Source organism: Flavobacterium sp. JLP, from assembly GCF_015350755.1.
Lineage (GTDB): Bacteria > Bacteroidota > Bacteroidia > Flavobacteriales > Flavobacteriaceae > Flavobacterium.
Genome location: NZ_JADKPS010000003.1, coordinates 105,932 through 128,822 on the forward strand (window position 1 = coordinate 105,932; position 22,891 = coordinate 128,822).

Annotated in this window: 24 protein-coding genes and 1 tRNA gene; 15 read left to right on the plus strand and 10 right to left on the minus strand. The window is 33.8% G+C overall.

The genetic code is table 11. The features are described from left to right. Positions 1–104: 104 nt before the first annotated feature. Complete coding sequence (gene aroQ, locus IRZ83_RS09885) at positions 105–518, plus strand: type II 3-dehydroquinate dehydratase (RefSeq protein WP_029272288.1); 414 nt, start codon at positions 105–107, stop codon at positions 516–518. A gap of 122 nt (positions 519–640) precedes the next feature. Then, the gene (locus IRZ83_RS09890) at positions 641–3,130 is read left to right on the plus strand and encodes a DUF5686 and carboxypeptidase regulatory-like domain-containing protein (RefSeq protein ID WP_194568439.1); all 2,490 of its coding nucleotides are present in this window, start codon (positions 641–643) and stop codon (positions 3,128–3,130) included. Between the two features lie 82 nt (positions 3,131–3,212). On the opposite strand, the gene IRZ83_RS09895 is transcribed toward IRZ83_RS09890, so the two are convergent. From IRZ83_RS09895 to IRZ83_RS09910, 4 genes are all read right to left on the minus strand, one after another. Next, positions 3,213–4,091, minus strand: a complete 879-nt coding sequence (locus IRZ83_RS09895) for a cation diffusion facilitator family transporter (protein WP_029272286.1) — start codon at positions 4,089–4,091, stop codon at positions 3,213–3,215. Between the two features lie 86 nt (positions 4,092–4,177). Beyond that, the gene (murA, locus tag IRZ83_RS09900; RefSeq protein ID WP_029272285.1) at positions 4,178–5,491 is read right to left on the minus strand and encodes a UDP-N-acetylglucosamine 1-carboxyvinyltransferase; all 1,314 of its coding nucleotides are present in this window, start codon (positions 5,489–5,491) and stop codon (positions 4,178–4,180) included. A 90-nt stretch (positions 5,492–5,581) separates the two neighbouring features. Then, positions 5,582–6,304, minus strand: coding sequence for a DUF4290 domain-containing protein (locus IRZ83_RS09905; RefSeq protein WP_029272284.1), 723 nt, complete (start codon positions 6,302–6,304; stop codon positions 5,582–5,584). Positions 6,305–6,307: 3 nt separating this feature from the next. Then, the gene (locus IRZ83_RS09910) at positions 6,308–6,604 is read right to left on the minus strand and encodes a DUF493 family protein (RefSeq protein WP_029272283.1); all 297 of its coding nucleotides are present in this window, start codon (positions 6,602–6,604) and stop codon (positions 6,308–6,310) included. 273 nt (positions 6,605–6,877) lie between these two features. On the opposite strand from IRZ83_RS09910, the gene IRZ83_RS09915 reads away from it, so the two are divergent. The 6 genes from IRZ83_RS09915 to IRZ83_RS09940 all read left to right on the plus strand — a co-directional run bounded on the left by IRZ83_RS09915 (position 6,878) and on the right by IRZ83_RS09940 (position 12,799). Beyond that, positions 6,878–7,795, plus strand: coding sequence for an alpha/beta hydrolase family protein (locus IRZ83_RS09915; RefSeq protein ID WP_194568441.1), 918 nt, complete (start codon positions 6,878–6,880; stop codon positions 7,793–7,795). Between the two features lie 419 nt (positions 7,796–8,214). Then, on the plus strand, positions 8,215–8,748 hold the full coding sequence (locus IRZ83_RS09920; RefSeq protein WP_029272281.1) for an AAA family ATPase: 534 nt from the start codon (positions 8,215–8,217) through the stop codon (positions 8,746–8,748). 65 nt (positions 8,749–8,813) lie between these two features. Continuing rightward, positions 8,814–10,709 (plus strand): ATP-dependent DNA helicase RecQ, encoded by a 1,896-nt coding sequence (locus tag IRZ83_RS09925; RefSeq protein WP_194568443.1) that lies wholly within the window; start codon positions 8,814–8,816, stop codon positions 10,707–10,709. After that, a complete protein-coding gene (gene fmt, locus IRZ83_RS09930) occupies positions 10,709–11,656 on the plus strand; it encodes a methionyl-tRNA formyltransferase (protein WP_194568444.1) in 948 nt (315 codons plus the stop codon). The genes IRZ83_RS09925 and fmt overlap by 1 nt, the downstream gene beginning before the upstream one ends. A gap of 181 nt (positions 11,657–11,837) precedes the next feature. After that, complete coding sequence (locus tag IRZ83_RS09935) at positions 11,838–12,110, plus strand: HU family DNA-binding protein (RefSeq protein WP_017498096.1); 273 nt, start codon at positions 11,838–11,840, stop codon at positions 12,108–12,110. 128 nt (positions 12,111–12,238) lie between these two features. Continuing rightward, entirely contained in the window at positions 12,239–12,799 is a 561-nt protein-coding gene (locus tag IRZ83_RS09940; protein ID WP_029272278.1) for a YqgE/AlgH family protein, read from the plus strand. Here IRZ83_RS09940 and IRZ83_RS09945 read toward each other — a convergent pair. Both IRZ83_RS09945 and IRZ83_RS09950 read right to left on the minus strand, forming a co-directional pair. Further along, positions 12,796–13,635, minus strand: coding sequence for an aminotransferase class IV (locus tag IRZ83_RS09945; protein WP_194568445.1), 840 nt, complete (start codon positions 13,633–13,635; stop codon positions 12,796–12,798). The genes IRZ83_RS09940 and IRZ83_RS09945 overlap by 4 nt on opposite strands. Positions 13,636–13,689: 54 nt before the next feature. After that, positions 13,690–14,082, minus strand: coding sequence for an START-like domain-containing protein (locus IRZ83_RS09950; RefSeq protein ID WP_026984135.1), 393 nt, complete (start codon positions 14,080–14,082; stop codon positions 13,690–13,692). Between the two features lie 151 nt (positions 14,083–14,233). On the opposite strand from IRZ83_RS09950, the gene IRZ83_RS09955 reads away from it, so the two are divergent. Further along, positions 14,234–14,307: transfer RNA gene (locus IRZ83_RS09955), tRNA-Met, on the plus strand. Positions 14,308–14,585: 278 nt separating this feature from the next. On the opposite strand, the gene IRZ83_RS09960 is transcribed toward IRZ83_RS09955, so the two are convergent. Beyond that, positions 14,586–14,957: a winged helix-turn-helix transcriptional regulator gene (locus IRZ83_RS09960; RefSeq protein ID WP_029272268.1), complete on the minus strand. Its 372-nt coding sequence runs from the start codon at positions 14,955–14,957 to the stop codon at positions 14,586–14,588. Positions 14,958–15,144: 187 nt separating this feature from the next. Here IRZ83_RS09960 and IRZ83_RS09965 point away from each other — a divergent pair, with 187 nt between their 5' ends. The 3 genes from IRZ83_RS09965 to IRZ83_RS09975 all read left to right on the plus strand — a co-directional run bounded on the left by IRZ83_RS09965 (position 15,145) and on the right by IRZ83_RS09975 (position 17,794). Further along, positions 15,145–15,750 carry an FMN-dependent NADH-azoreductase gene (locus IRZ83_RS09965; protein ID WP_194568446.1) on the plus strand — a complete coding sequence of 202 codons (606 nt, stop codon included), beginning with the start codon at positions 15,145–15,147 and terminating at the stop codon, positions 15,748–15,750. 428 nt (positions 15,751–16,178) lie between these two features. Beyond that, positions 16,179–17,399, plus strand: a complete 1,221-nt coding sequence (locus IRZ83_RS09970) for a DUF763 domain-containing protein (RefSeq protein ID WP_194568447.1) — start codon at positions 16,179–16,181, stop codon at positions 17,397–17,399. 140 nt (positions 17,400–17,539) lie between these two features. Then, positions 17,540–17,794, plus strand: coding sequence for a hypothetical protein (locus tag IRZ83_RS09975; protein ID WP_194568448.1), 255 nt, complete (start codon positions 17,540–17,542; stop codon positions 17,792–17,794). Positions 17,795–17,838: 44 nt separating this feature from the next. On the opposite strand, the gene IRZ83_RS09980 is transcribed toward IRZ83_RS09975, so the two are convergent. Continuing rightward, complete coding sequence (locus tag IRZ83_RS09980) at positions 17,839–18,498, minus strand: GNAT family N-acetyltransferase (RefSeq protein WP_228520677.1); 660 nt, start codon at positions 18,496–18,498, stop codon at positions 17,839–17,841. Positions 18,499–18,772: 274 nt separating this feature from the next. Here IRZ83_RS09980 and IRZ83_RS09985 point away from each other — a divergent pair, with 274 nt between their 5' ends. The 3 genes from IRZ83_RS09985 (at position 18,773) to IRZ83_RS09995 (ending at position 20,766) form a co-directional block, all read left to right on the plus strand. Beyond that, positions 18,773–19,168, plus strand: coding sequence for a VOC family protein (locus IRZ83_RS09985; RefSeq protein ID WP_194568449.1), 396 nt, complete (start codon positions 18,773–18,775; stop codon positions 19,166–19,168). A gap of 50 nt (positions 19,169–19,218) precedes the next feature. Next, positions 19,219–20,301 (plus strand): serine hydrolase domain-containing protein, encoded by a 1,083-nt coding sequence (locus tag IRZ83_RS09990; protein ID WP_228520678.1) that lies wholly within the window; start codon positions 19,219–19,221, stop codon positions 20,299–20,301. Between the two features lie 102 nt (positions 20,302–20,403). Beyond that, positions 20,404–20,766: a nuclear transport factor 2 family protein gene (locus IRZ83_RS09995; protein ID WP_194568452.1), complete on the plus strand. Its 363-nt coding sequence runs from the start codon at positions 20,404–20,406 to the stop codon at positions 20,764–20,766. A gap of 20 nt (positions 20,767–20,786) precedes the next feature. Here IRZ83_RS09995 and IRZ83_RS10000 read toward each other — a convergent pair whose 3' ends face one another. Further along, positions 20,787–21,572 carry a TIGR03915 family putative DNA repair protein gene (locus tag IRZ83_RS10000; protein WP_194568454.1) on the minus strand — a complete coding sequence of 262 codons (786 nt, stop codon included), beginning with the start codon at positions 21,570–21,572 and terminating at the stop codon, positions 20,787–20,789. Between the two features lie 4 nt (positions 21,573–21,576). Further along, on the minus strand, positions 21,577–22,836 hold the full coding sequence (locus tag IRZ83_RS10005; protein ID WP_194568456.1) for a putative DNA modification/repair radical SAM protein: 1,260 nt from the start codon (positions 22,834–22,836) through the stop codon (positions 21,577–21,579). Between the last annotated feature and the right edge of the window lie 55 nt (positions 22,837–22,891).

Below are 22,891 nucleotides of genomic sequence, written 5' to 3' on the forward strand. Positions count from 1 at the left end.
AACCGTTCTAATAATTAGAACGGTTTTTTTATTTTTACAATGTTCAATTGCAAAATCAAGTACCTTAATTGAATAAACTATTTAAATCTTAATAAACCTAACACATGAAAATCTGCATTATCAACGGGCCTAATTTAAATCTTTTAGGAAAAAGAGAACCTGAAGTTTATGGAAGCCAAACTTTTGAAGATTATTTTGAAACGTTGAAGCAAAAATTTCAAAATGTTGAACTATCCTATTATCAAAGTAATATTGAAGGCGAATTGATTGGAAAAATTCAGGAAGTTGGTTTTACATATGACGGAATTATTTTAAATGCAGGCGCTTATACACATACTTCGATTGGTTTGGGTGATGCCATAAAAGCAATTACAACTCCAGTTATCGAAGTTCATATTTCGAATACGTATGCGCGCGAAAGCTTTAGACATCAATCGTATTTATCTGGAAACGCAAAAGGTGTTATTTTAGGATTTGGACTTAAAAGCTATGAGTTGGCGATTCAGTCATTTTTATAATTAATATCAAGATAGATATTTTAATAAAAGGCTTCGAGTTCGCTTAGCTTAACATAGAATTTAACAAATTATTAATAGGCTGACTTTTAACTTATTCTATTTTTGTAAGAGAAACTGCCTTCATGAAAAACTATACTTTACTTGCCTTTTTATTTTTTTCAATTTCAAACTTTGCTCAAATCAAAGGAACAATTACTGATGAAAAAGGAAATCCTTTGCCATTCGTTTCTGTTCTCGAAGAAAACACTTATAGCAGCACAACCTCAAATGAGCAGGGTAATTATCAGCTTAACGTAAAAGAGGTTGGCAAAAACAAAATTATTTTTCAGTATTTAGGATTTAAAACTCAAAAAATAGTTGTTTCTCGAGATTCAAAATCGGTTACTCTAGATGTTGTAATGCTAGAAGAAAGCTTTGCATTAAACGAAGTGGTTATCGATCCTAAAAACAATCCAGCGAACGCTATTATTAGGAGCGCCATTGCAAATAAAAAAGAAAATTCAGATAAAACAGCACGATATACCGCTGATTTCTATTCGAAAGGAATGTTTAAAGTCAAAGATTTGCCTAAAAAAATTCTGGGACAAAAAGTCGATCTTGGCGAAGACATGTCATCTAATTTAGATTCGACCGGAACTGGTATCTTATATTTATCTGAAACAATTTCGAAGATTACTTTTGAAAAACCTAATAAACTAAAAGAGAAAATCATTGCTTCTAAAATCTCTGGAAACAATAAAGGCTACAGCTACAATACAGCGTCTTTGTCGACTTATGATTTTTACGATAACACATTAGACTTTGACATTAAACTCATCTCACCTATCGCTGACAATGCTTTCAATTATTATAAATATAAACTTGAAGGTACTTTTTTTGATGATAACAATCAGCAAATCAATAAAATTAAGGTAATACCAAAACGTGATAAAGAACCTGTTTTTGAAGGTTATATTTATATTATTGATGACAGCTTTGCAATTTATGCCATTGATTTAGACATAAAAGGTTATCGAATGAAAAATGAATTTACTGAGGTTATGAATCTAAAACAGAGTTTCAGTTATAATTCTAAAAATAAAATCTGGACTAAAAATGCGCAGACGCTTTCTTTCAATGCCGGCATTTTTGGAATTAAATTCTCTGGAAAGTTCAATTACGTATATTCTAATTACGAGTTTCCAGCTTCTTTTGAAAAGAAAACTTTCGGAAATGAAATTGTAGCTTTTGAAGCGAATTCCAATAAAAAAGATGATGCTTTTTGGAATCAGATTCGCCCAATTCCGTTAACAATTGAAGAAAGTACTGATTATACTAAAAAAGACAGTCTTCAGACGATTCGAAAATCTCAAAAATATACCGATTCAATAGATACCAAAAATAATAAGTTTAAAGTATGGGATATTTTAATGGGTTATGATTACAAAAACACTTTCAAAAAATATTCTTTTGACTATAAAGGTTTACTAAATCTAACTTCATTAAGTTTCAATACTGTTCAAGGTTTTAATTTTGATTCGGGTTTTTCATTTAGAAAATGGAATGAAGAGGAAGGAAAAAACACTTCGATAAGTACCACTTTTAATTATGGTTTTTCAGATCAGCGTTTTCGTGCTACTGGTGAATTCAGCCATCGATTTAACAACATCAACTACGCCACAATTTGGGTTTCAGGAGGTACAAAAACAGCTCAATTTAATGGCGCAGAACCGATAAGCAAAATTGTCAATTCGATCAGTTCATTGTTTTTTAAAGACAATTATATGAAGCTTTATAATTTAGAATTTGCTCAAATCAGCTATTCTCAAGACATTTTAAATGGGATAAATTTGAATACTAAATTAGGTTATGAGCAACGAAAACCGCTTTTTAATACAACTGACTATTCTTTCTTTAAAAGAGATGATCTTTATTCGTCAAATAATCCTTTTGCTCCAGACGATTTTACGACTCCTGCTTTTACACAGCATCATTTATTTAAAACATCTTTGAGCGCGCGAATTAACTTCGGAAACAAATACATTTCCAGACCTGATGGGAGATATAATGTTAAAAATGAAAAGTATCCCACCATACTTCTAGCATTTGAAAAAGCTTTTGCCGCAAGCGAAAAGAAATATGAATTTGAAAGAATTGGTGCTTCTGTACAATATGATTTATCATTAGACAATAAAGGACTTTTAGGGATGAATTTTAGAGCTGGAAAATTCTTTAATGCAGAAAATATATCCTTCATAGATTACAGACATTTTAACGGAAATCAAACCCATATAGGAACAAGCGATCGTTATTTGAACGTCTTTAACTTAATGCCGTATTACGACAACAGCACAAACGACAGTTATCTTGAAATACATTCAGAATATAATGACACTGGATTTATTATGAATAAAATTCCGTTATTGAATTTATTGAAATCAACAATGAATTTAGGTTTTCATTCTTTGGCAATTCCAGACAGAAAACCTTATTCTGAATTTACGGTTGGTTTAGACAACCTTGGATTTGGAAAATTTAAAGTTTTTCGATTAGATTATGTTCATTCTTATCAAGGAGGAACGCAGCAAAACGGTGTTGTGTTTGGCTTAAAGATTTTGAATGTATTAGATTAAGATACAGAGAAAAAAAAGGTTCAAAGGAACAAAGATTTATACAAAAACCTTTGTCCCTTTGAACCTCTAACCTTTGAACCCTTTAACAGTGATAATCATCTGGCTCAATATGAATCAGAACATTGCCTAATTGCGGTATTTTTTCTTTTAAAGTATCTTGCAGTCTATGAGACAAATCGTGTCCTTCTTTAACTGAAATTGCTGCTGAAACAATGGCATGAAGATCGACGTGATATTTCATTCCGGCTTTACGAATGAAACATTTTTCAGTTCCCAAAATACCACTTACTGTTAGGGATTGAATTCTAATTTCTTCGACTAAGTCGTCGTTTAGATTTTCATCCATAATTTCGCCTAGTGCGGGCCTGAAAATCTTATAGCTGTTGTATAAGATAAAAAACGCAGCAAAAAGTGCTGCCCAGTCATCTGCAGATTCGTAGCCTTTTCCCATTATCAGCGCGATCGAAATTCCAATAAATGCTGCAATAGAGGTTAAGGCATCACTGCGATGGTGCCACGCATCGGCGGCAAGAGAAGAGCTGTTTGTTTCTTTGCTTCGTTTCATTACCAAACGAAAAGAATATTCTTTCCATATAATTATAGCTCCCAAAATATACAGAGTCCATGATTTTGGCAAACCGTGAGAAGTCTGAATATTAGAAATACTTTCGTAACCAATAATCGTTGCCGAAGTAATTAAAAAACCAACGACCAAAAAAGTGATTAAAGGTTCTGCACGGCCATGTCCGTAAGGATGATTTTCATCTGGCGGTTTATTAGAATATTTGATTCCGAATAAAACCAGAAAAGACGAAAATATATCCGCTGTTGATTCTATCGCATCTGCAATTAAGGCATATGAATTGCCAAAAAAACCTGCCAGACCTTTTACTAAGGCTAGGCAGGTGTTTCCAACTATACTAAATATAGTAGCTTTTACAGCTTTTTGTTCATCTGTCATTTAGACTGTTTTTTTTGCCACAAATTCACGAATTTAAATCTTCAAAGATTATCAAAAATAATTCGGGAATTGGTGGCTGACTTTTTTTACGCTCTCACGATTTTTGCTCCAATTGCTCTTAAACGCTCGTCGATGCGCTCATATCCACGGTCAATTTGTTCGATATTTTGAATTGTACTTGTTCCCTTCGCTGAAAGCGCAGCAATCAATAACGAAATTCCAGCACGAATATCTGGAGATGACATTGTTGTCGCTTTTAATTGAGATTCAAAATTATGCCCCATAACTACCGCTCTGTGCGGATCGCATAACATAATTTTTGCTCCCATATCGATTAATTTGTCTACGAAAAACAAACGGCTTTCGAACATTTTTTGGTGAATTAAAACATCACCTTTTGCTTGTGTTGCCACAACCAAAACGATGCTTAATAAATCTGGTGTAAATCCCGGCCATGGCGCATCTGCAATGGTTAAAATAGAACCGTCAATATCTGTTTTTACTTCGTAACCATCTTTGTGAGCAGGAATGTAAATATCGTCGTTGCGTTTTTCGATTGTAATTCCAAGTTTTCTGAATGTATTCGGAATCAAACCTAAATTTTCCCAGCTTACATTTTTGATCGTAATTTCACTTTTTGTCATAGCCGCAAGACCAATCCAAGAACCAATTTCGATCATATCAGGAAGAATTCTGTGCTCACATCCTCCAAGGCTTTCAACACCTTCGATAGTCAACAAGTTAGATCCAACGCCTGTAATGTTTGCTCCCATTGAGTTCAACATTTTACACAATTGTTGCAAATAAGGCTCACAAGCAGCGTTATAAACTGTAGTTTTTCCTTTTGCCAAAACAGCAGCCATTACAATATTTGCAGTTCCAGTTACAGAAGCTTCATCAAGCAACATATCTGTTCCTTTAAGTCCTTCTTCTGGAGATTCTACTCCGTAAAAATGATCTTCTCTGTTGTATCTAAATTTTGCTCCCAGGTTAATAAAACCTTCAAAGTGAGTATCTAATCTTCGACGGCCAATTTTATCTCCTCCTGGTTTTGGGATGTATCCTTTTCCGAAACGAGCCAAAAGCGGTCCAACAATCATAATAGAACCACGAAGTGCTCCACCTTCTTTTTTAAAAGCTTCTGTTTCTAAATATCCAACATTAACCTCATCTGCCTGAAACGTAATCGAACCCGGTTCATTGCGTTGAATTTTTACACCTAAATTACCCAGTAAAGTGATTAATTTATTGATGTCAATAATATCGGGAATATTATTAATTTTTACTTTATCCCCCGTTAGAAGCACGGCACATAAAATTTGTAATGCCTCATTTTTTGCTCCTTGCGGAGTGATTTCTCCTTTTAAAGGAGTTCCTCCTTCGATTTTAAAAATTCCCATAGATCTTGTTTAGGTTCTAAGGTTCTGAGATTCTGCGGCTCTAAGCTAAAGGTCTTAGCATCTTAGCTCCTTAGGATCTTAGCCCCTTTCTTATTTCTGATTATTGTTTTTTTGAAAAGGCTTTGGCTTTCCTGGTCCTTTATTATTTTTATTGCTTTGAATTTTAGGCTGTCCCGGCGGCGTAATTTTATTTGACATACGTTTGTTGGTACGCAATAAATCAGTTGTATTTAAAAGCTCTTCTGTGCTTTGCAATAAATTGATTTTTCCTCCAGACAATTCAAATAAATGTTCAAATATCACATCGTCTTTTACTGTGTCTTTATTCCAGCTCAAATACGATTTTTTCATGTGATTTGCGATCACTAAAACCAACGCATTTTTCATTTCTCCTTCTTCCCATTTATTGGCAACATCAATCATATATTTGATGTTGTTACCATAAAATCTATATTTTGGAAAGTTTTGCGGATATTGCAAAACATCTGGTTTTAACTGCAATACATCGCGAGACGGAATTGGATATGGTGATTCTACATCTAATTTAAAATCAGACATAATAAAAAGCTGATCCCATAATTTATGCTGAAAATCTGGCACATCACGCAAATGCGGGTTTAAGCTTCCCATAACCTGAATAATGTATTTCGCCGCTTTATTACGCGTTTCAGCATCTTCAATAATAGTGGCCTGATCGATCAGTTTTTGCAAATGACGACCGTATTCCGGAATAAGCAAACGTTGTCTTTCAGAATTATATTCTAAATTAAAAACAACGTCATTCGCGACTTCTTTTTTATATTTTTCGTTCATAAGTTATAATGAAACTATACCTTCTATAGTAGAAACTTCTTTGTATTTGCTGATTACTTCGTCAGCACTATTCATTGTAACATCTATAGAAACACTGGTAAATTTACCCGTTTTCGATTTTGTTGTTTTGATAACCGCACCCATACTGTCAAAAGCTTTCTCTACACGATCCACATTGTCAGCTACCGTTGGCACAATAAATTTATACAAATATTCTGCTGGCCAAGTGTTTGAATTATCTAACTCAACCTTTAATCTTTCGTAAAATTCGGCGGTGTTTTTTTCTTTATCGTTCTCCATTCGTAATTAAAAATAAAGGCAAATATACGGTTTTGATTTCAGATTTTTTAGATTTTTTCTTTTAGAAAAAAGGCACAAAGTTACAATCGCGACGCTTCTGGGCAAAGATGCAGAGAAAAAAGCAATAGAAGATTATATCTTTGTAAAATTTCCTCTTATATTTGAGAAAATAATCTGCGGAAATCTCGCGAAAAGTCGCAGAGCCGCAAAGAAAATTCATTAAGCTTAAAAACTTTGCACCTTCGCGACTTTGCGAGATTAAAACATACTGCAATGAAAAAAATCTTTTTTTTACTTCTCTTTACTATTTCTTTCACCCTTACGAATGCCCAAGAAGTTAAAACGCTAACTTATTTCCAGAACGACACACTAAAACTGGATTTAGATTTGTATTTGCCTCAGAAAAAAATGAATGAAAAAATTCCGTTAATTATTTTTGCTTTTGGCGGAGGATTTTCTGGCGGAGAACGCACAAGCGAAAAAGACTTCGGAATATTTATGGCGAAAAACGGATATGCAGTTGCGAGCATTTCATACAGCCTTTATATGAAAGGAAAAGATTTTGGATGCAAAGGAACTTTAACCGAAAAAATAAAAGCAATTCAGATTGGCGTGAGCGATATGTGGCAAGCGACTTCGTTTTTAATCGAAAATGCAAATAAATACAATCTAGACGCTTCAAAAGTATTTATTTCTGGAATAAGTGCTGGTGCCGAAATTGGTTTTCAAGCTTCGTTTTGGGATTATAAACTGATGAATTTGTACAAAAATAATCTTCCTGAAAATTTTAAATACAAAGGTTTTATCGGAGGTTCTGGCGCAATTCAAGATATAAATTTAATTACTAAAGAAAAAGCAATGCCAATGTTATTGTCGCACGGAAATAGTGACGAAACGGTTCCGTACAACGCTGGCTCGCATCGTTCTTGCCCAACAAATGCCTCGGGCTGGCTAATTCTTTTCGGATCTTATGCTGTTTACAATCATATGACCGATTTACACAAAGATGTTGAACTGATTACCTTTTGCGGTGGCGGACATGAATTCTCGGGTTATCTTTTTCATCAAGGACAGCAATATGTTTTAGATTTTGTGAATGATGTTTTGAAAGGAAAAAAGTTTGAATCGCATATTATTATTCCTTCTGATAAAAAAGGTAAAGATTCTGGAAAGTATTTATTTTGTGAGTAATAATATTTACTAAAGCCGAAATTTAAAAAAATTAAGTCTACAACTCTTTGTCATTTTTAGTTCCGGAGAGACAATCTATTTTGCAGCGCTGGCTCTTAGTAAAGTTGCATCAATATTTATTAGAGTTTCAATGTTTTTATTTGAACTTTAGCTATGTATATTTGTCAACAAACCTACAACGTTTTTGAAACCTTTAAGGAAATCGTTGCTTTAAAATAATTCCAAAACCAAAATCATGTTTCTATAGCCCTGATTGAGGTGATATCCTTTTTTGGCGGTCTCGATAGCTATCGGGAGCCAAAAGATATAGCCGAAAGCACGAACCCAAATCTCCTAAAATTGCGAAATCATTCGCTCAAGGCAAAATAATCTTTTTAAATACAATAACTTTAGGTAAATTTGCGCTTTATTTTACGAAAGTGCAAAAAGAAATCATAGTTCTCATTGGTGGCCCGGGAACGGGAAAATCTACTCTTATCAACGAATTAGTCGCTCGTGGCTATTGCTGTTACCCTGAAATTTCAAGACAAGTTACACTCGAAGCACAACAGCGCGGTATCGATCAATTGTTTTTAGAACAGCCTTTATTGTTTAGCGAAATGTTGCTGCAGGGACGCATTAAACAATTTGAAGATGCACTTGAAGAGCCTGAAAATGTAGTTTTTATTGATCGCGGTATTCCAGATGTTGTAGCTTATATGGATTATATTGGTGATGATTATCCGGAACATTTTACAAAAGCCTGCGTAGATTTTAAATATTCTAAAACTTTTATTTTACCGCCTTGGGAAGAAATTTACGAAAGCGATACTGAACGCTACGAAAATTTCGAACAGGCAGAAACTATTCAGAAACATCTTATCGAAACCTATAAGAAATACGGCTACGACTTAATTGAAGTACCTAAAGATACGGTTGAGAACAGAATTCTTTATATCTTAGATAAAATTTAGGCGTTTGTTTAAAGTTGCAAAACTAGAAACTGCTTTCTAAATTTTTTAACTTTAAAACGACACCAATGCCAGAAGCGCAAGAAATTCTTTTAAAATACTGGAAACACGACAGTTTTAGACCGTTGCAAAAGGAGATTATTGACTCGGTTTTGGATGGTCAGGATACTTTTGCCCTGCTTCCTACTGGTGGCGGAAAGTCGATTTGTTTTCAGGTTCCGGCCATGATGAAGGATGGAATTTGCTTAGTAATTTCGCCTTTAATTGCTTTAATGAAAGATCAGGTTGCCAATTTGCAAAAGCGAGAAATTAAAGCCATTGCACTTACGGGAGGAATTCATACTGAAGAAATTATTGATCTGCTAGACAATTGCCAATACGGAAATTACAAGTTTCTATATCTATCTCCTGAACGACTTCAATCTGACTGGATTTTAGAACGCATCAAAAATCTTCCTATCAATTTAATTGCAATTGATGAAGCGCATTGTGTCTCGCAATGGGGACACGATTTTCGTCCGGCTTATTTGAAAATTTCAGAACTAAAAAAATACTTCCCTAAAATTCCGTTTCTAGCTTTGACCGCTACGGCAACTCCAAGAGTTATTGAAGATATTAAAACAGAAGTGGGATTAAAAGATCCAACGTTTTTTCAGCAATCATTCGAAAGAAAAAATATTGCCTACATGGTTTTTGAAGTCGAAGATAAATTGTACCGAGTTGAGCAAATTTTAAAGAAAAACCCACAGCCTTCTATTATATATGTCCGAAATAGAAAATCGTGCCTGAACATGTCGACGCAATTGCAATCATTAGGTTTTAGTGCAACGTATTATCACGGTGGACTTTCGGCTAAAGAAAAAGACAAAAACATGCAATTGTGGATGTCTGAACAAGCGCAGGTTATTGTAGCCACAAATGCATTCGGAATGGGAATTGACAAAGACAATGTAAAAACAGTTATTCATACACAGCTTCCTGAAAACATCGAAAATTATTATCAGGAATCTGGAAGAGCGGGACGAAATGGTGAAAAATCTTTTTCTGTTGTTTTGACGAATTCTTCAGACAGCAATCAATCTGAACAGCAATTTTTAAGTATTCTGCCAGATAAAAAGTTTCTGAATACTATGTACGTCAAGCTTTGCAACTATTTTCAGATTGCTTATGGCGAAGGCTTAGACGATTCATTTTCTTTTAAACTGAATCATTTTTGCCAGAAATACGATTTTCCTACTCTTAAAACATATAATGCTTTGCAGTTTTTAAACCAGCAGGGAATCATTACAATGTCGCAGGAATTCTCAGAAAAAATTACGATGCAGTTTTTAATTGAGTCGAAAGAAGTGATTCGGTATATGAGTTTAAATCCGAATGACGAAGAAATTATTTTGGCCATTTTGAGAACTTATCCTGGAGTTTATGAAATGAAAACACCTTTTAATATTTCATTGATTGCAAAAAAATCAAATCATACCGAAGAGCAAGTTTCGGCAGTTTTAGAAAAATTAAGAGAAAAGGAAATCATCGATTATAAAGCTAAAAATAACGACGCTACAATATTATTTAATGAAGTTCGTGAAGATGACCGAACTATAAATAGAGTTTCAAAATATCTTGAAAAACAAAATCAGCTTAAAAAAGACCAGCTTTTATCTGTACTACATTATATAAAGGATAAAAAAACCTGCAAGAACCGATTAATTTTGGACTATTTTGGAGAAGAAACCACTTCTAATTGCGGTGTCTGCTCTTATTGTATTACACAAAAAGGAAAAATTACCGAAGCTGATTCTATTGCAGATAAAATTCTCTCCTTATTAAAAACAGCTGCTTTAACTTCCAGAGAAATTCAGACCAAAATAAAGCTGGACACCAATGATGTTATATTGGCACTTCAGGAATTATTAGAGAACAATTATATCATCATACAAGCGAATAATAAATACACTTTAAAATCATAATGGAAAAATTGAGAATTATTTTTATGGGAACCCCAGAATTTGCTGTCGGCATTTTGGATACCATTATTAAAAACAATTACGATGTTGTTGGCGTTATTACAGCTGCAGATAAACCAGCTGGACGCGGACAAAAAATAAAATATTCGGCAGTAAAAGAATATGCGCTTGCAAACAATCTTACTCTATTACAGCCAACCAATTTAAAAGACGAAAGTTTTTTAGCCGAATTAAAAGCTTTGAATGCAAATTTGCAAATTGTCGTTGCGTTTAGAATGCTGCCAAAAGTTGTTTGGGAAATGCCAAGTTTAGGAACTTTTAATCTTCATGCTTCTTTATTGCCAAATTATCGCGGTGCGGCACCAATAAATTGGGCCATCATTAATGGTGAAACCAAAACTGGAGTTACTACTTTCTTTATTGATGATAAAATTGATACTGGAGCCATGATCTTAAATTCGGAAATTGCTATTGAACCGGAAGAAAATGCTGGACAATTGCATGACAGATTAATGTTATTGGGAAGTAAAACTGTAATTGATACCTTAAAAGTAATTGAAAACAGAAACGTAACTACAACAATTCAAGAAGATGATGCTGAAATTAAAACGGCATACAAACTCAACAAGGAAAATTGTAAGATCGATTGGTCAAAATCTGGAGCAGAAATCAATAATTTGATTCGGGGCTTAAGTCCCTATCCGGCTTCTTGGTGCTTTTTAAAAGACAAAAATGAAGAACAAAACATCAAAATATACGAAGCAAAACTCGTTTTAGAATCGCATTCTTTTGAGACTGGAAGCTTGATTTGCAGTAAAAAAGAAATCAAAGTTGCAGTTCAAGATGGCTTTTTACAGCTTTTAAGTTTGCAATTACCTGGAAAAAAGAGAATGCAGGTTGCAGAATTGCTAAATGGGATAACTTTTTCTGATACGGCAAAGGTCTATTAAGGTCAGTAAAACAGGGGTTTCTACCTGTTTTTTGATCGACGAACAACCTGCGTTATGAACAAAAAAAGCAAGTTATTAACAATTTTTACTAAAAATAAAGAAAACACTTGCAAGGAACGGATTTCCTACTAAATTTGTGTATTAACAATTTTTTTTAACCAACAATTAATAACTAATTATTATGAACAAATCAGAATTAATCGATGCTATCGCTGCTGATGCAGGAATCACAAAAGCTGCGGCAAAATTGGCTTTAGAATCATTTTTAGGAAACGTAGGAGCTACTTTGAAAAAAGGTGGTAGAGTTTCATTAGTAGGTTTTGGATCTTGGTCAGTATCTGCTAGAGCTGCTAGAGACGGTAGAAACCCTCAAACAGGAAAAACTATTCAAATCGCTGCTAAGAATGTTGTAAAATTCAAAGCTGGAGCTGAGTTAGAAGGTGCAGTGAACTAAGTAAGAAAGTTCTCTAAACTTATAATATAATCAAAACCCTCCTTATGGAGGGTTTTTTTGTGCGGTTTAACGATTTTATTTGGGTTTTTAAAAATTTTATGATTAAATTTAATAAAAATTGTAGCCGTATGATTTCAGAAAAATTAAAAAAAGGACACCTGCTTATTGCCGAGCCTTCGATAATTGGAGATTTATCATTTAATAGATCGGTAATTTTATTAGCAGACCACAACAAAGAAGGATCAATAGGTTTTATCATTAATAAGCCATTAAAGTACACTATTAATGATTTGATACCTGAGATCGATGCTTCGTTTAAGATATATAATGGAGGCCCTGTGGAACAGGACAATCTATATTTCATTCACAATATTCCTGAATTAATCCCGAATAGCGTAGAGATTTCTAATGGAATTTATTGGGGAGGTGATTTTGAATCAACTAAAGACTTAATTAACGACGGATCTATCAGTAAAAATAACATTCGTTTTTTCTTAGGATATACCGGTTGGGACGAAAACCAGCTTGAAAGTGAAATGCAGGGAAACTCCTGGATCATTGCTGATAATAATTACAAAAACAAGATTATTGGCAAATCGACCACTCATTTTTGGAAAGAGCAAATTATTGAGCTCGGTGGCGATTATCTTATTTGGTCTAATGCACCTGAAAATCCATATCTGAATTAATTTTCAGAAATGGATTCATTTAGTTTCTGCACTAATAAATGAGCCAGATTGCTTGTAAACTCCTTTTTTCGATATTTACTTATCGGCTGTATCCCTGTGATTACATTTGTCAAGAATAATTCGTCTGCTTTTTGAAGATCAAAAGGCGAAATTACTTCTTCAGCTACTTCTATGCCTTCTACTTTTTTAGCTATGGCTAGAATCTGCTTACGCATAATTCCGTTTAGACAGCCTTCAGAAATTGGAGGTGTAATTAATTTTTTGCCTGTCAGCATAAATAGATTGCCTTGTAAGCCTTCAACAACATTTTTAGTATCATTTACTAAAAGGCAGTTAGCCAAACCGTTTTCGTGAGCAAAAATGCTTCCGGTTACGTTTATCATTTTATTTGTCGTTTTAATCGACGATAATAATTGTTTGGTTACATAGAAATCTTTGTACAAATCAACTTCATATTCAGCCGTATTTAAACCGTAAGAAGCGTTTTCAAGAGCAGTTGCGTGAATTAAATACGAAACTTCATTTGTTGTAGGAAGATACAAACCGCCATCATTTCTAAAAACGGTAATCCTTGCTCTTGCTGAGTCCGAAATTCCGTTTTGTTTTACAAGATTTAAAACTTGTTCTTCAAAGAATTCCATGGTAAAGTTCATGGGGATTTCCATTCTGACAACACGCATTGAAGCCATTAGCCTAAAATAATGATCTTCGAGAAACAATATTTTGCTGTTGATTATTTTTAGTGTTTCAAAAACCCCATCTCCATACAAAAAAGCACGATTTTGAGTTAATATATTCTCTTCCTGCGCAGCTATGTTTCCGTTAAAATTGATCATAAAAAAACCCTGAATTTTGTTCAGGGCAAATATAAGGTATAAAATAGAGATTTACTAAACAGATCCTATAAGATGTTTCAGGTCAGAGATCTGATTCTCCCACAATTGTTTAGCCTCTCCTACTTCTTCTTTTTCAGCGAAATCGACAACCATCAACGACACATCTTTCGTCAATTCATCGACTAAGATATGAAGTTCAAAAAAATATTCAGTATCCTTACTGCTTTCGTCAACCCATTTAAATTTAACTTTTTCTCCCGTTTTTTTAGAAGCCAAACGCGCTTTTTCTTGCGAGTCATTCCAGATGAAAGTAAAAAATTCGCCTCTTGAGTTTACATTGTCTGCAAACCATTCTGACAAACCTGACGGCGTTGATATATATTGATATAATAATTGTGGCGAAGAATTTATAGGAAACTCGATTTCGTAACGTATTTTTGGATCCATGTGCTACTTTAAATTTTTTCGAAATATAAGAATATATGTCCAAAAACAATGCGTTTTTAAAAATATTTTTTTTTCTTCATTTTATTCTTGTAAGCTTTAATATTATTTCTATCTTTGCACCCGCAATCAGGAATTCATTGATAGCAGTCCAGGCGAGGTAGCTCAGTTGGTTAGAGCGCAGGATTCATAACCCTGAGGTCACGGGTTCAACTCCCGTCCTCGCTACAAAAGGCAAAACCCTTAAACAGAAATGTTTAAGGGTTTTTTATTGGAATTTACTTCTTATCTAGCAGGAAATTTGAATTAGTTAAGCTTAAAATTGTTTTTCATCTGCATAAAAACTTGAAAAGCAAAACGATCCCCCCATTCCACAAAGTCTTCATCGCCAAGACTTTTATAACGTTTACAATTTCTAACAAGCAAAAAAATTGCGCAAAGTCAGAGACATTTGCACAGCTTTTCAAAAGGAACTCTTCCCGGAGCGTGGAAATAGAATCAATTTATTATTTTCTCATACTTTCTTTCACCTTTTCTCTGTGCTGCTCACCCCACGCACTGAGTTCACGAATTACACTTTTTAAAGTTCGGCTGTAATCTGTTGCTTCATAAATAATACTTACTGGGGTTGTTGGATAAACAGTACGTTTAATAAAATCATTTAGTTCCAAATCTTTTAGTTCTTTTGCCAGTATTTTGGGAGAGATTCCTGCAATTTCTTTACGAATTTCATTAAACCGTTTAGGAGACTGCACAAGACTTAGAATCAAAGCAATTTTCCATTTGCCATTTAAAACATACAGGGCATCCAGTATGTTTTTAAGCGATCCTGCACATTCATCTTGTGTTGGAAGTACTTCTTTTTCAATTGTTTTCATAGCTGTAAAGATACAAACTTTCCTAAAAGTAACTGATTTCCTTTAGGTAACTACTATCTTTTGCATAGCTGATACTCTTAGCTTTGCCTTAAGTAAACCTTAAAACAAAGTCATGCTTTTAAGTCAAAATGAACATACGATTTTGACACATTCGGGTTTTAATTTTTAAATTTTATATCTCTAAATTATGAAACACATTCTTCACTTAATGTCAAGCATTCAAGGAAATCAATCTTATAGTATTAAGCTTGGACAGCTTATTGTAGAAAAAATTCAGAAAAAGTATCCCGGCAGCACGGTTGAAGAACTTAATCTGGCAGAAAATGAAATTCCACATCTTAATCCTGATTCTCTTCGCAGCTTATTTTCTCCTCCTAATTTATTAAACGAAGAACAAAAAGAATCTATCCGCTTTTCTGATGATTTATTAAAACAATTATTTAATGCAGACATCATTGTTATTGGAGCTCCTCTTTACAATTTTACAATACCTTCAACTTTAAAAGCCTGGATTGATCATATTACCAGACCCGGAGTAACTTTTGGATATGGTGAAGACGGGCGACCTATTGGAATGGTTAGAGATAAAAAAGTATATGTTGCTATGACCTCTGGTGGTGTCTATTCAGAAGGTCCCGGCAAAGCCAATGATTTTGTAGTTCCATATTTACAAGCCTTTCTTGGCTTTTTGGGCATGAGTGATTTAATAGCTATTCGAGCTGAAGGACTAAAAGTTCCGGGAATAAAAGAAACTGCGATGGAAAATGCAATTGACAGTATTGTAATTGATTAATCCATTGTAAAATCTATGTTACACTTTTAATTCTATCAAAAGCAAAGTCTTCATCAGCAATGTTGCGCAAATGCCTCTGAGTTTAAACCAAAATTTAATATAAATTATAAAATACAGTTTGTTGATTCTATATAAAAAACAGAACTAAAAATTTCGCAAAGTCAAAGATATTTGAGCAGCTTTTCAAAAGGAACTCTTAGCGGAGCGGGTTAATGGTTTAACTCACGTCCTCGCTACAAAAAACAAACCCTTAAACAGAAATTTTTAAGGGTTTGTTTTTAAAATTCACTTCTAATCCGGCAGGAAATTTGAATCAATTAGGCTTAAAGTTATTTTTCATCCGTATAAAAACTTGAAAAGTAAAAATATTATCCTAAAAAGCATTTAAAAGTATTTTACGTATTTTTGTGTAAATACAAATCTAACAAATGAAACGTTCCGGCACAGCAGATCTTCCTTTACATTATGGACATGTTCCATTATGGCTTGCCGAACGAATGTCTAAACTTGGTTTTGCTATTGTAGAAACGATTGCTTTGGAGTTTTCAACCTCTGAAGTGATAAGCAAGCTTAGTAATCCTTTCTGGTTTCAGAGTTTTGGCGCTGTGATGGGAATGGACTGGCATTCATCTGGAATTACAACTTCTGTACTTGGAGCATTAAAAAAATCAGTAAACCCGCATTCAAAAGAACTTGGCATATATATCTGCGGAGGAAAAGGCAAACATTCAATGTTAACTCCACAAGAACTTTTAGCTGTAGGCGAAAAAACAGGTCTTGACGGCAACAATCTTGCGAATTGCAGTAAACTTACTGCTAAAGTTGACAATACAGCAATTCAAGACGGATTTCAATTGTACCAGCATAATTTTATCGTTGATAATAAAGGACAATGGGCTGTTATTCAGCAAGGCATGAATCCCAATTCTAAAACTGCGCGACGATATCATTGGCATTCACAAGATTTAAAATCTTTTATAAATGAGCCGCATACTTTTATTTATGGTGAAAATCAAGGTTCTATTTTAAATCTTACCGCTCAGGCAGCAACAAAATCGAGAGAAGGAATTTTAGAATTATCAAAAGAGTCTCCCACAAAAATTATGAAAGAGATGCAATACCTTTCTATGCCCGCGCATCACGATGTCAGGATGGAAGATGTTAATATGAAAAGACTTGGCGCAATGCTTTGGGCAACTCACGAAAATAAACCAGAAGATTTTGAAGAACTTTTGCTTTTAAAAGGAATGGGACCAAGAGCACTGCAATCATTAGCATTGGTAAGTGAAATAATTTACGGCACTCCTACCCGATTTGAAGATCCAGCGCGTTTTTCTTTTGCTCACGGTGGAAAAGACGGGCATCCATTTCCTGTTCCCGTAAAAATTTATGATGAGACCATTGATACTTTACAAAGAGCAATTAATCGTGCCAAAATAGGCAACAGTGACAAAATTCAAGCGATTCAAAAGTTATCTGAAATCTCAAGAAAAGCTGAAGAAAGCTTTACGCCTAATGCTAACTTTGATGCACTGATTCAAAGAGAAAGACACGAATCACACCAATACGGCGGACGAACTATTTTTGGCGATGCAAAGCCTCCAAAAAACAAACCAATTAATCCCAATAATCAGCTGGAATTATTTTAAGTTTGATTACAGATTCCCGCAAATATTATGAATGCTTTGATTATTCAGACAAATTTTTATTCAAATAAAAAAAACACAAAAATAACCGCAGTAACTGCCATTAAAATAGCATTTTTGCAAACTAATAAATTTATAACAATATGGATATCGTCAAATTCAAAATCACATCTAAAACGATAAAAGTAGAAGTACGCAATTCGAATAATTATGTTTTTAATTTCAACACTGCCTTAGAGATTGAAAAAGAGGATAGAGAGGTTTTATTACGACTTTATAATGCATTAGACATTCTTTTTAAGAAGGAAACCGCTCCTGAAATAAAAAATTACATTTCGCCAAACCAAACCAATATATTGGATCAGATTTCTGCTGTTGATAATTTAGAACAGGAATAACAGCAAGTTATTGACGTTCAAATTCAACTGATTGAAAATCTAATTTAAACATTACGATTATTCTGTTTTGGATTAAACAGCATTGCTGTACACAAACAGTTTTTCCTTTCTTTATTCATTAATATAGGGCAATTGACACAAGATTTACATCCTTCCCAAAAAAGTTCATCGGCAGTTAAGTCTGCGTAAGTAACCGGCTCAAAACCGAGCTCATGATTCATTTTCATTACTGCCGAGCCTGTTGTCAAGCTGAATATGCTTGCTTCTGGATATTTTTGACGGCTCAGCTCAAAAATTTTTCTTTTAATATTTTTTGCCAAACCTGTATGTCTGAATTCAGGCGCAACTATCAATCCGGAATTAGAAACATATCGCCCATTTTCCCAAGAAGAGATAAACGAGAATCCTGCCCATTTGCCATTTGATGCAAAAGCAATAACAGCTTCGCCTTTTTTCATTTTTTCCTCAAGCGATGCTGCTGACCGACCTGAAATGCCTGTTCCGCGAGCTAATGCAGATGACAATGTAACTTCGCAAATCTCTTTTACCCAAAAAACATGTTCAGAATTAGCAACGTCAATCGTGAAATCTAAAAGTTCTTCATTCGTTTGACTGTTGAGTAATATGGTTGTTTCTTTTTGAATTGGTTTACCCGATAGAAAATCTTTGCTCAAAAAATCTATAGTACGTTTTTGCGTTTTCATATTTTAGTGTACTTACTATTTATTAGTAAATTTGAAAGTATAAAATCCTTCTATCCAAATTATATACCAACGGTATCAACAAAACTTTACAAAAACACAAAATACTCACAAACAAATACTTAATCAGAAAAAGCATCGTTTAGACTTACCAGTTTCCTTATCAAAATGATATGATTTTATCATTTTGAAAGAAAAGCAAATACCTACAATATAAAACTATAGAAAAACATTAATTCATAACTTAGTTACCGCAAATAATCTAAAATTTACGCTTATGGAACCTGAAATGATATGGGCAAATCTTGCCTCGAATGATTTAGACAGAACAACCAAATTTTACACCGATTTGGGTTTTAAAACCAACGGAAATCGTACGCATGAATTATCTAGTATTTTATTTAGCAAAGGTAAATTTGTTATTAATTTCTTTATAAAAACTAGATTTGAAGAAAGTGCGAGAAGCAAAGCTGCCAATCTTGAAAACGAAACTGAAATAATTTTTTCAATTTCTGCCAAAAGCATAGAAGAAGTGGATCAATGGTATCTTAAAGTTAAAGAAGCTGGAGGAAAAATTTATTCTGAACCAGAAAAATTCGAAAAAGGATATACATTTGGTTTTGCAGATCCAGATGGTCATAAATTCAATTTTCTTTATTGGCCGGGAATGTAAACTCAAAAAAATACCACTCTGTTATGAAAATAAGATTTTTAATATTTTGTATGTTTTTTGTTAGTCAAAATTATATTTCAGCACAAGATAAAACGATTAAAGTGATAAATTATCTAGGAGCCGAAATGAAAAAACAAAAAATTCCTGGCTGTCAGTTAGTAATTATTAAAGATAAAAAAATTCTTCTTTCAAAAGCATTTGGTATTGCAAACGTATCCTTTTCAATGCCTGTAAAAACCAATACCATTTTTTCAATAAATTCTATTGCAAAAGTTTTTACCAGCGTAGCCATAATGCAATTAGAAGAACAAAATAAACTTAATATTCAGGATTCTATTTCTCTTTACATAGATTCGATTCCAGCATCTTGGAATAAAATCACAATCAAGCAATTACTGAGTCATACTTCTGGCCTTCCTGATATTGAAGATGAAAGAGATTTAATTGGAGGAAAGGGTCAGGATTCGGCTTGGTTTAAAGTCAAAAAACTGCCTTTACTATCTAATGCAGGAGAAAAATTCTATTACAATGCCACAAATTATTTCATTTTACAGCATATTATTGAAAAATGCAGCGGACTAGATTTTGAAACTTTTGTTCGTAAAAATCAATTTGATTTGGCTGGAATGACTTCAATATATTATGCAAATTCCTATGATGTCATTAAAAACAAAAGTCCTACTTATTCGTATTATTTTCAAGACAAAATAACAAATGAATATAGTAAAACCAATAAGTTAGTAGAGACACACGAAGAATTTCCGACAAAAATGAAAGCTGATGCTGGTGCTTTTACAACAGCCGAAGAAATGACAAAATGGATTCTTGCTTTACAGTCGGGAAAACTTCTAAAAGACAAAGAAAAGATAAATGAAATCTGGAACCCTGTAAAATTAAACAATGGAACCTTTGATGGCTTTGGAGGAATTTTAAATGCCTACGCATTGGGCTGGCCAGTGATAAATAGGAAAAAACATCCTGCAGTTGCTCCTATTGGTGGAGGCCGTGCCGCTTTTGTAATTTATACTAAAGATAATCTCACCATACTACTTTTTACAAATCTTACCGGAAGTGCTCCACAGGACATAATTGAAGAAATAGCAAAATTTTATATTCCGGATCTTGGCAGCTAGAAGCATTATAATTTCAGAAAAATTTCTTCAAAACAGAAACTAAAAAGATTGTACATTAGCTTAATCTGTAAAACAACTTTTATTAATTCAATTTAAAAAGTAATGAAAAATCAATTCGAAGATACCATCAAGAAAGCCTATAATTCTTTTAATGAAAGAAACATTGATAACGCATTATCGACAATGCAGGAAGATGTACAATGGTCTAAAGCTTGGGAGGGCGGTTATATTAGCGGACATAATGAAATTAAGGAATATTGGACCAGACAATGGACTGAAATAAACCCGAAAGTTGAGCCTGTTGGTTTTAATGAAAGAGAAAACGGAAGCTTAGAAGTTAAGGTGCATCAAAATGTAAAAGATTTGCAAGGCGGATTAATGTTTGACGGATTAGTAAAACATGTCTATACTTTTAAAGATGGATTGATCAAAACAATGGATATTGAACTGGTTGAAAATAATTAATTAGAATAAAGAAAGAGGCCTTAACGAGCCTCTTTCTTTATATTCGGAATTTTCTCTGTCAAATATTTCCAATAACGTTTTGGCATATGCTGCAAATGAACTTTCATATTTTTTCGCGATTCAATATTTACATGGGTAAAATAGTGTCGCCACAGCTCCTGAAAAAACTCTTCCTGTTCATCGCATATCTCAGTTAAAAATTTAGATGAACTCGCTCCCGGATTAAACTGCAGCTGTATTGTTGAAGTATTTTCAAGATCATAATAAATTCCGTATTTACGTTTTGTATCATAAATTAACCAGCGCTGATCTGCGTAGCGTTTTCTAAAATGATTTTCTATGAGTGGCAAAACATCGCAGTCGGGCTCAATTATAGCATAATATAATTCATCTTTCGTGAGCTTAAAACGAACAAAAGCTTCCATTCTATGTGCTTCTTTTCTGGTCAATCGGGTTGCTTTTCTGAGATCCCAAACGGCATTGTTGCTAAAATCTTCTTCCACATTTTTTGAACTTGATAAAACATGTTTTGCAAACCGAAGCATTATTTCTTCAATCTCGTTTACATCTGATAAAAATGCTTTATAAAGAGCTGCAAATCCTTCTGCCGAAAGGCGTTTCTTCAGGCCGCTTAAAACACGGTTTGCTTTTGATTCATCAGTTATAACATAATGAGAAGTAGAAAAAAGCAAAGCAGCAGAAGCTTCATTTTTTGCAAAAACAATATCTTCTAATTTATATTCATAAATTTCGAATACGGCAGTAAGCCAGCCTTCGTAAGTTCCGTCATAAATTATCTGTGTCATTTTATTAAAATAAGGCAAGCTGGTTCGAGAAATCGTTTTTGTATTTACTTTTTTGAATATTTAAAATCTGATCTTTGATTTGTATGGAAGTAAAATCTCTCTGCATTTGAAACGGCGTTGCAAAAGCCAAAAAATATTTAGCACGCGTATAGGCTATTCCTAACTTCTTTAAATCATACGGAACAAGTTTTTTGAACTGTCTTGCAGCAACAATCTTTTTAGCGCTTAAATAACCAATTCCCGGAATTCGTTTTATAAGTTCTAAATCGGCGGTATTAATATCAACCGGAAACTGATCTAAATTACGCAAAGCCCATCCCAATTTTGGATCAATATCCAAATCAAGATTTGGCTGATTAAAACCAACGATTTCATTTACATTGAATCCGTAAAAACGAATCAGCCAGTCGGCTTGATACAAACGGTTTTCACGTATAATCGGCACTGGTGTTCCAATAGCAGGAAGGCGGTTATCATTACTAATTGGGACATATCCAGAATAATAAACGCGTCGCATATTCATTTGCTGATAAAAATAATCGGCCATTCCAAGAATTTCAAGATCGCTTTCTTTTGTTGCGCCAATTACCATTTGTGTGCTTTGACCTGCCGGAGCAAAAGACGGCGCTTTATAATTGAGTTTCTTTTCTTCTTTGTAACCGATAATTTCATTTTTAAGATATTCCATCGGTTTAATCACATCAATATGATTTTTATCCGGCGCTAGTAATTTAAGACTTTGCTCTGTTGGCATTTCTACATTTACACTTAAACGGTCAGCGTAAATTCCGGCTTCTTTCATCAATTCGTCACTTGCGCCTGGAATTGCTTTTAAGTGAATATAGCCGTTAAAATTTTCTTCTAAACGCAATTTCTTGGCAATTCGAACCAAACGTTCCATTGTATAATCTGCATTATCAAAAATACCGGAGCTTAAAAATAAACCTTCAATATAATTTCTTCTATAAAAACCAATAGTAAGATCTACCACTTCCTGAACGGTAAAAGCAGCACGTTTAATATCATTGCTTTTTCTGCTGACACAATAGGCGCAGTCAAAAATGCAGTGGTTTGTAAGTAAAATTTTGAGCAGGGAAACACAGCGTCCGTCTTCTGTAAAAGCATGACAAATTCCGTAGCCTTTAGCATCTCCAATTCCTTTGTTTTTATTCTCTCGCTTGCTGCCACTAGACGCGCACGAAACATCATATTTTGCAGCATCTGCTAATATGCCTAACTTCTCCATCACTCTCTCGTTCACCATTTTGACTTTTTTTTATTGCTTTTGAAATGTATATTCAGTAATTCAAAACTAGTGA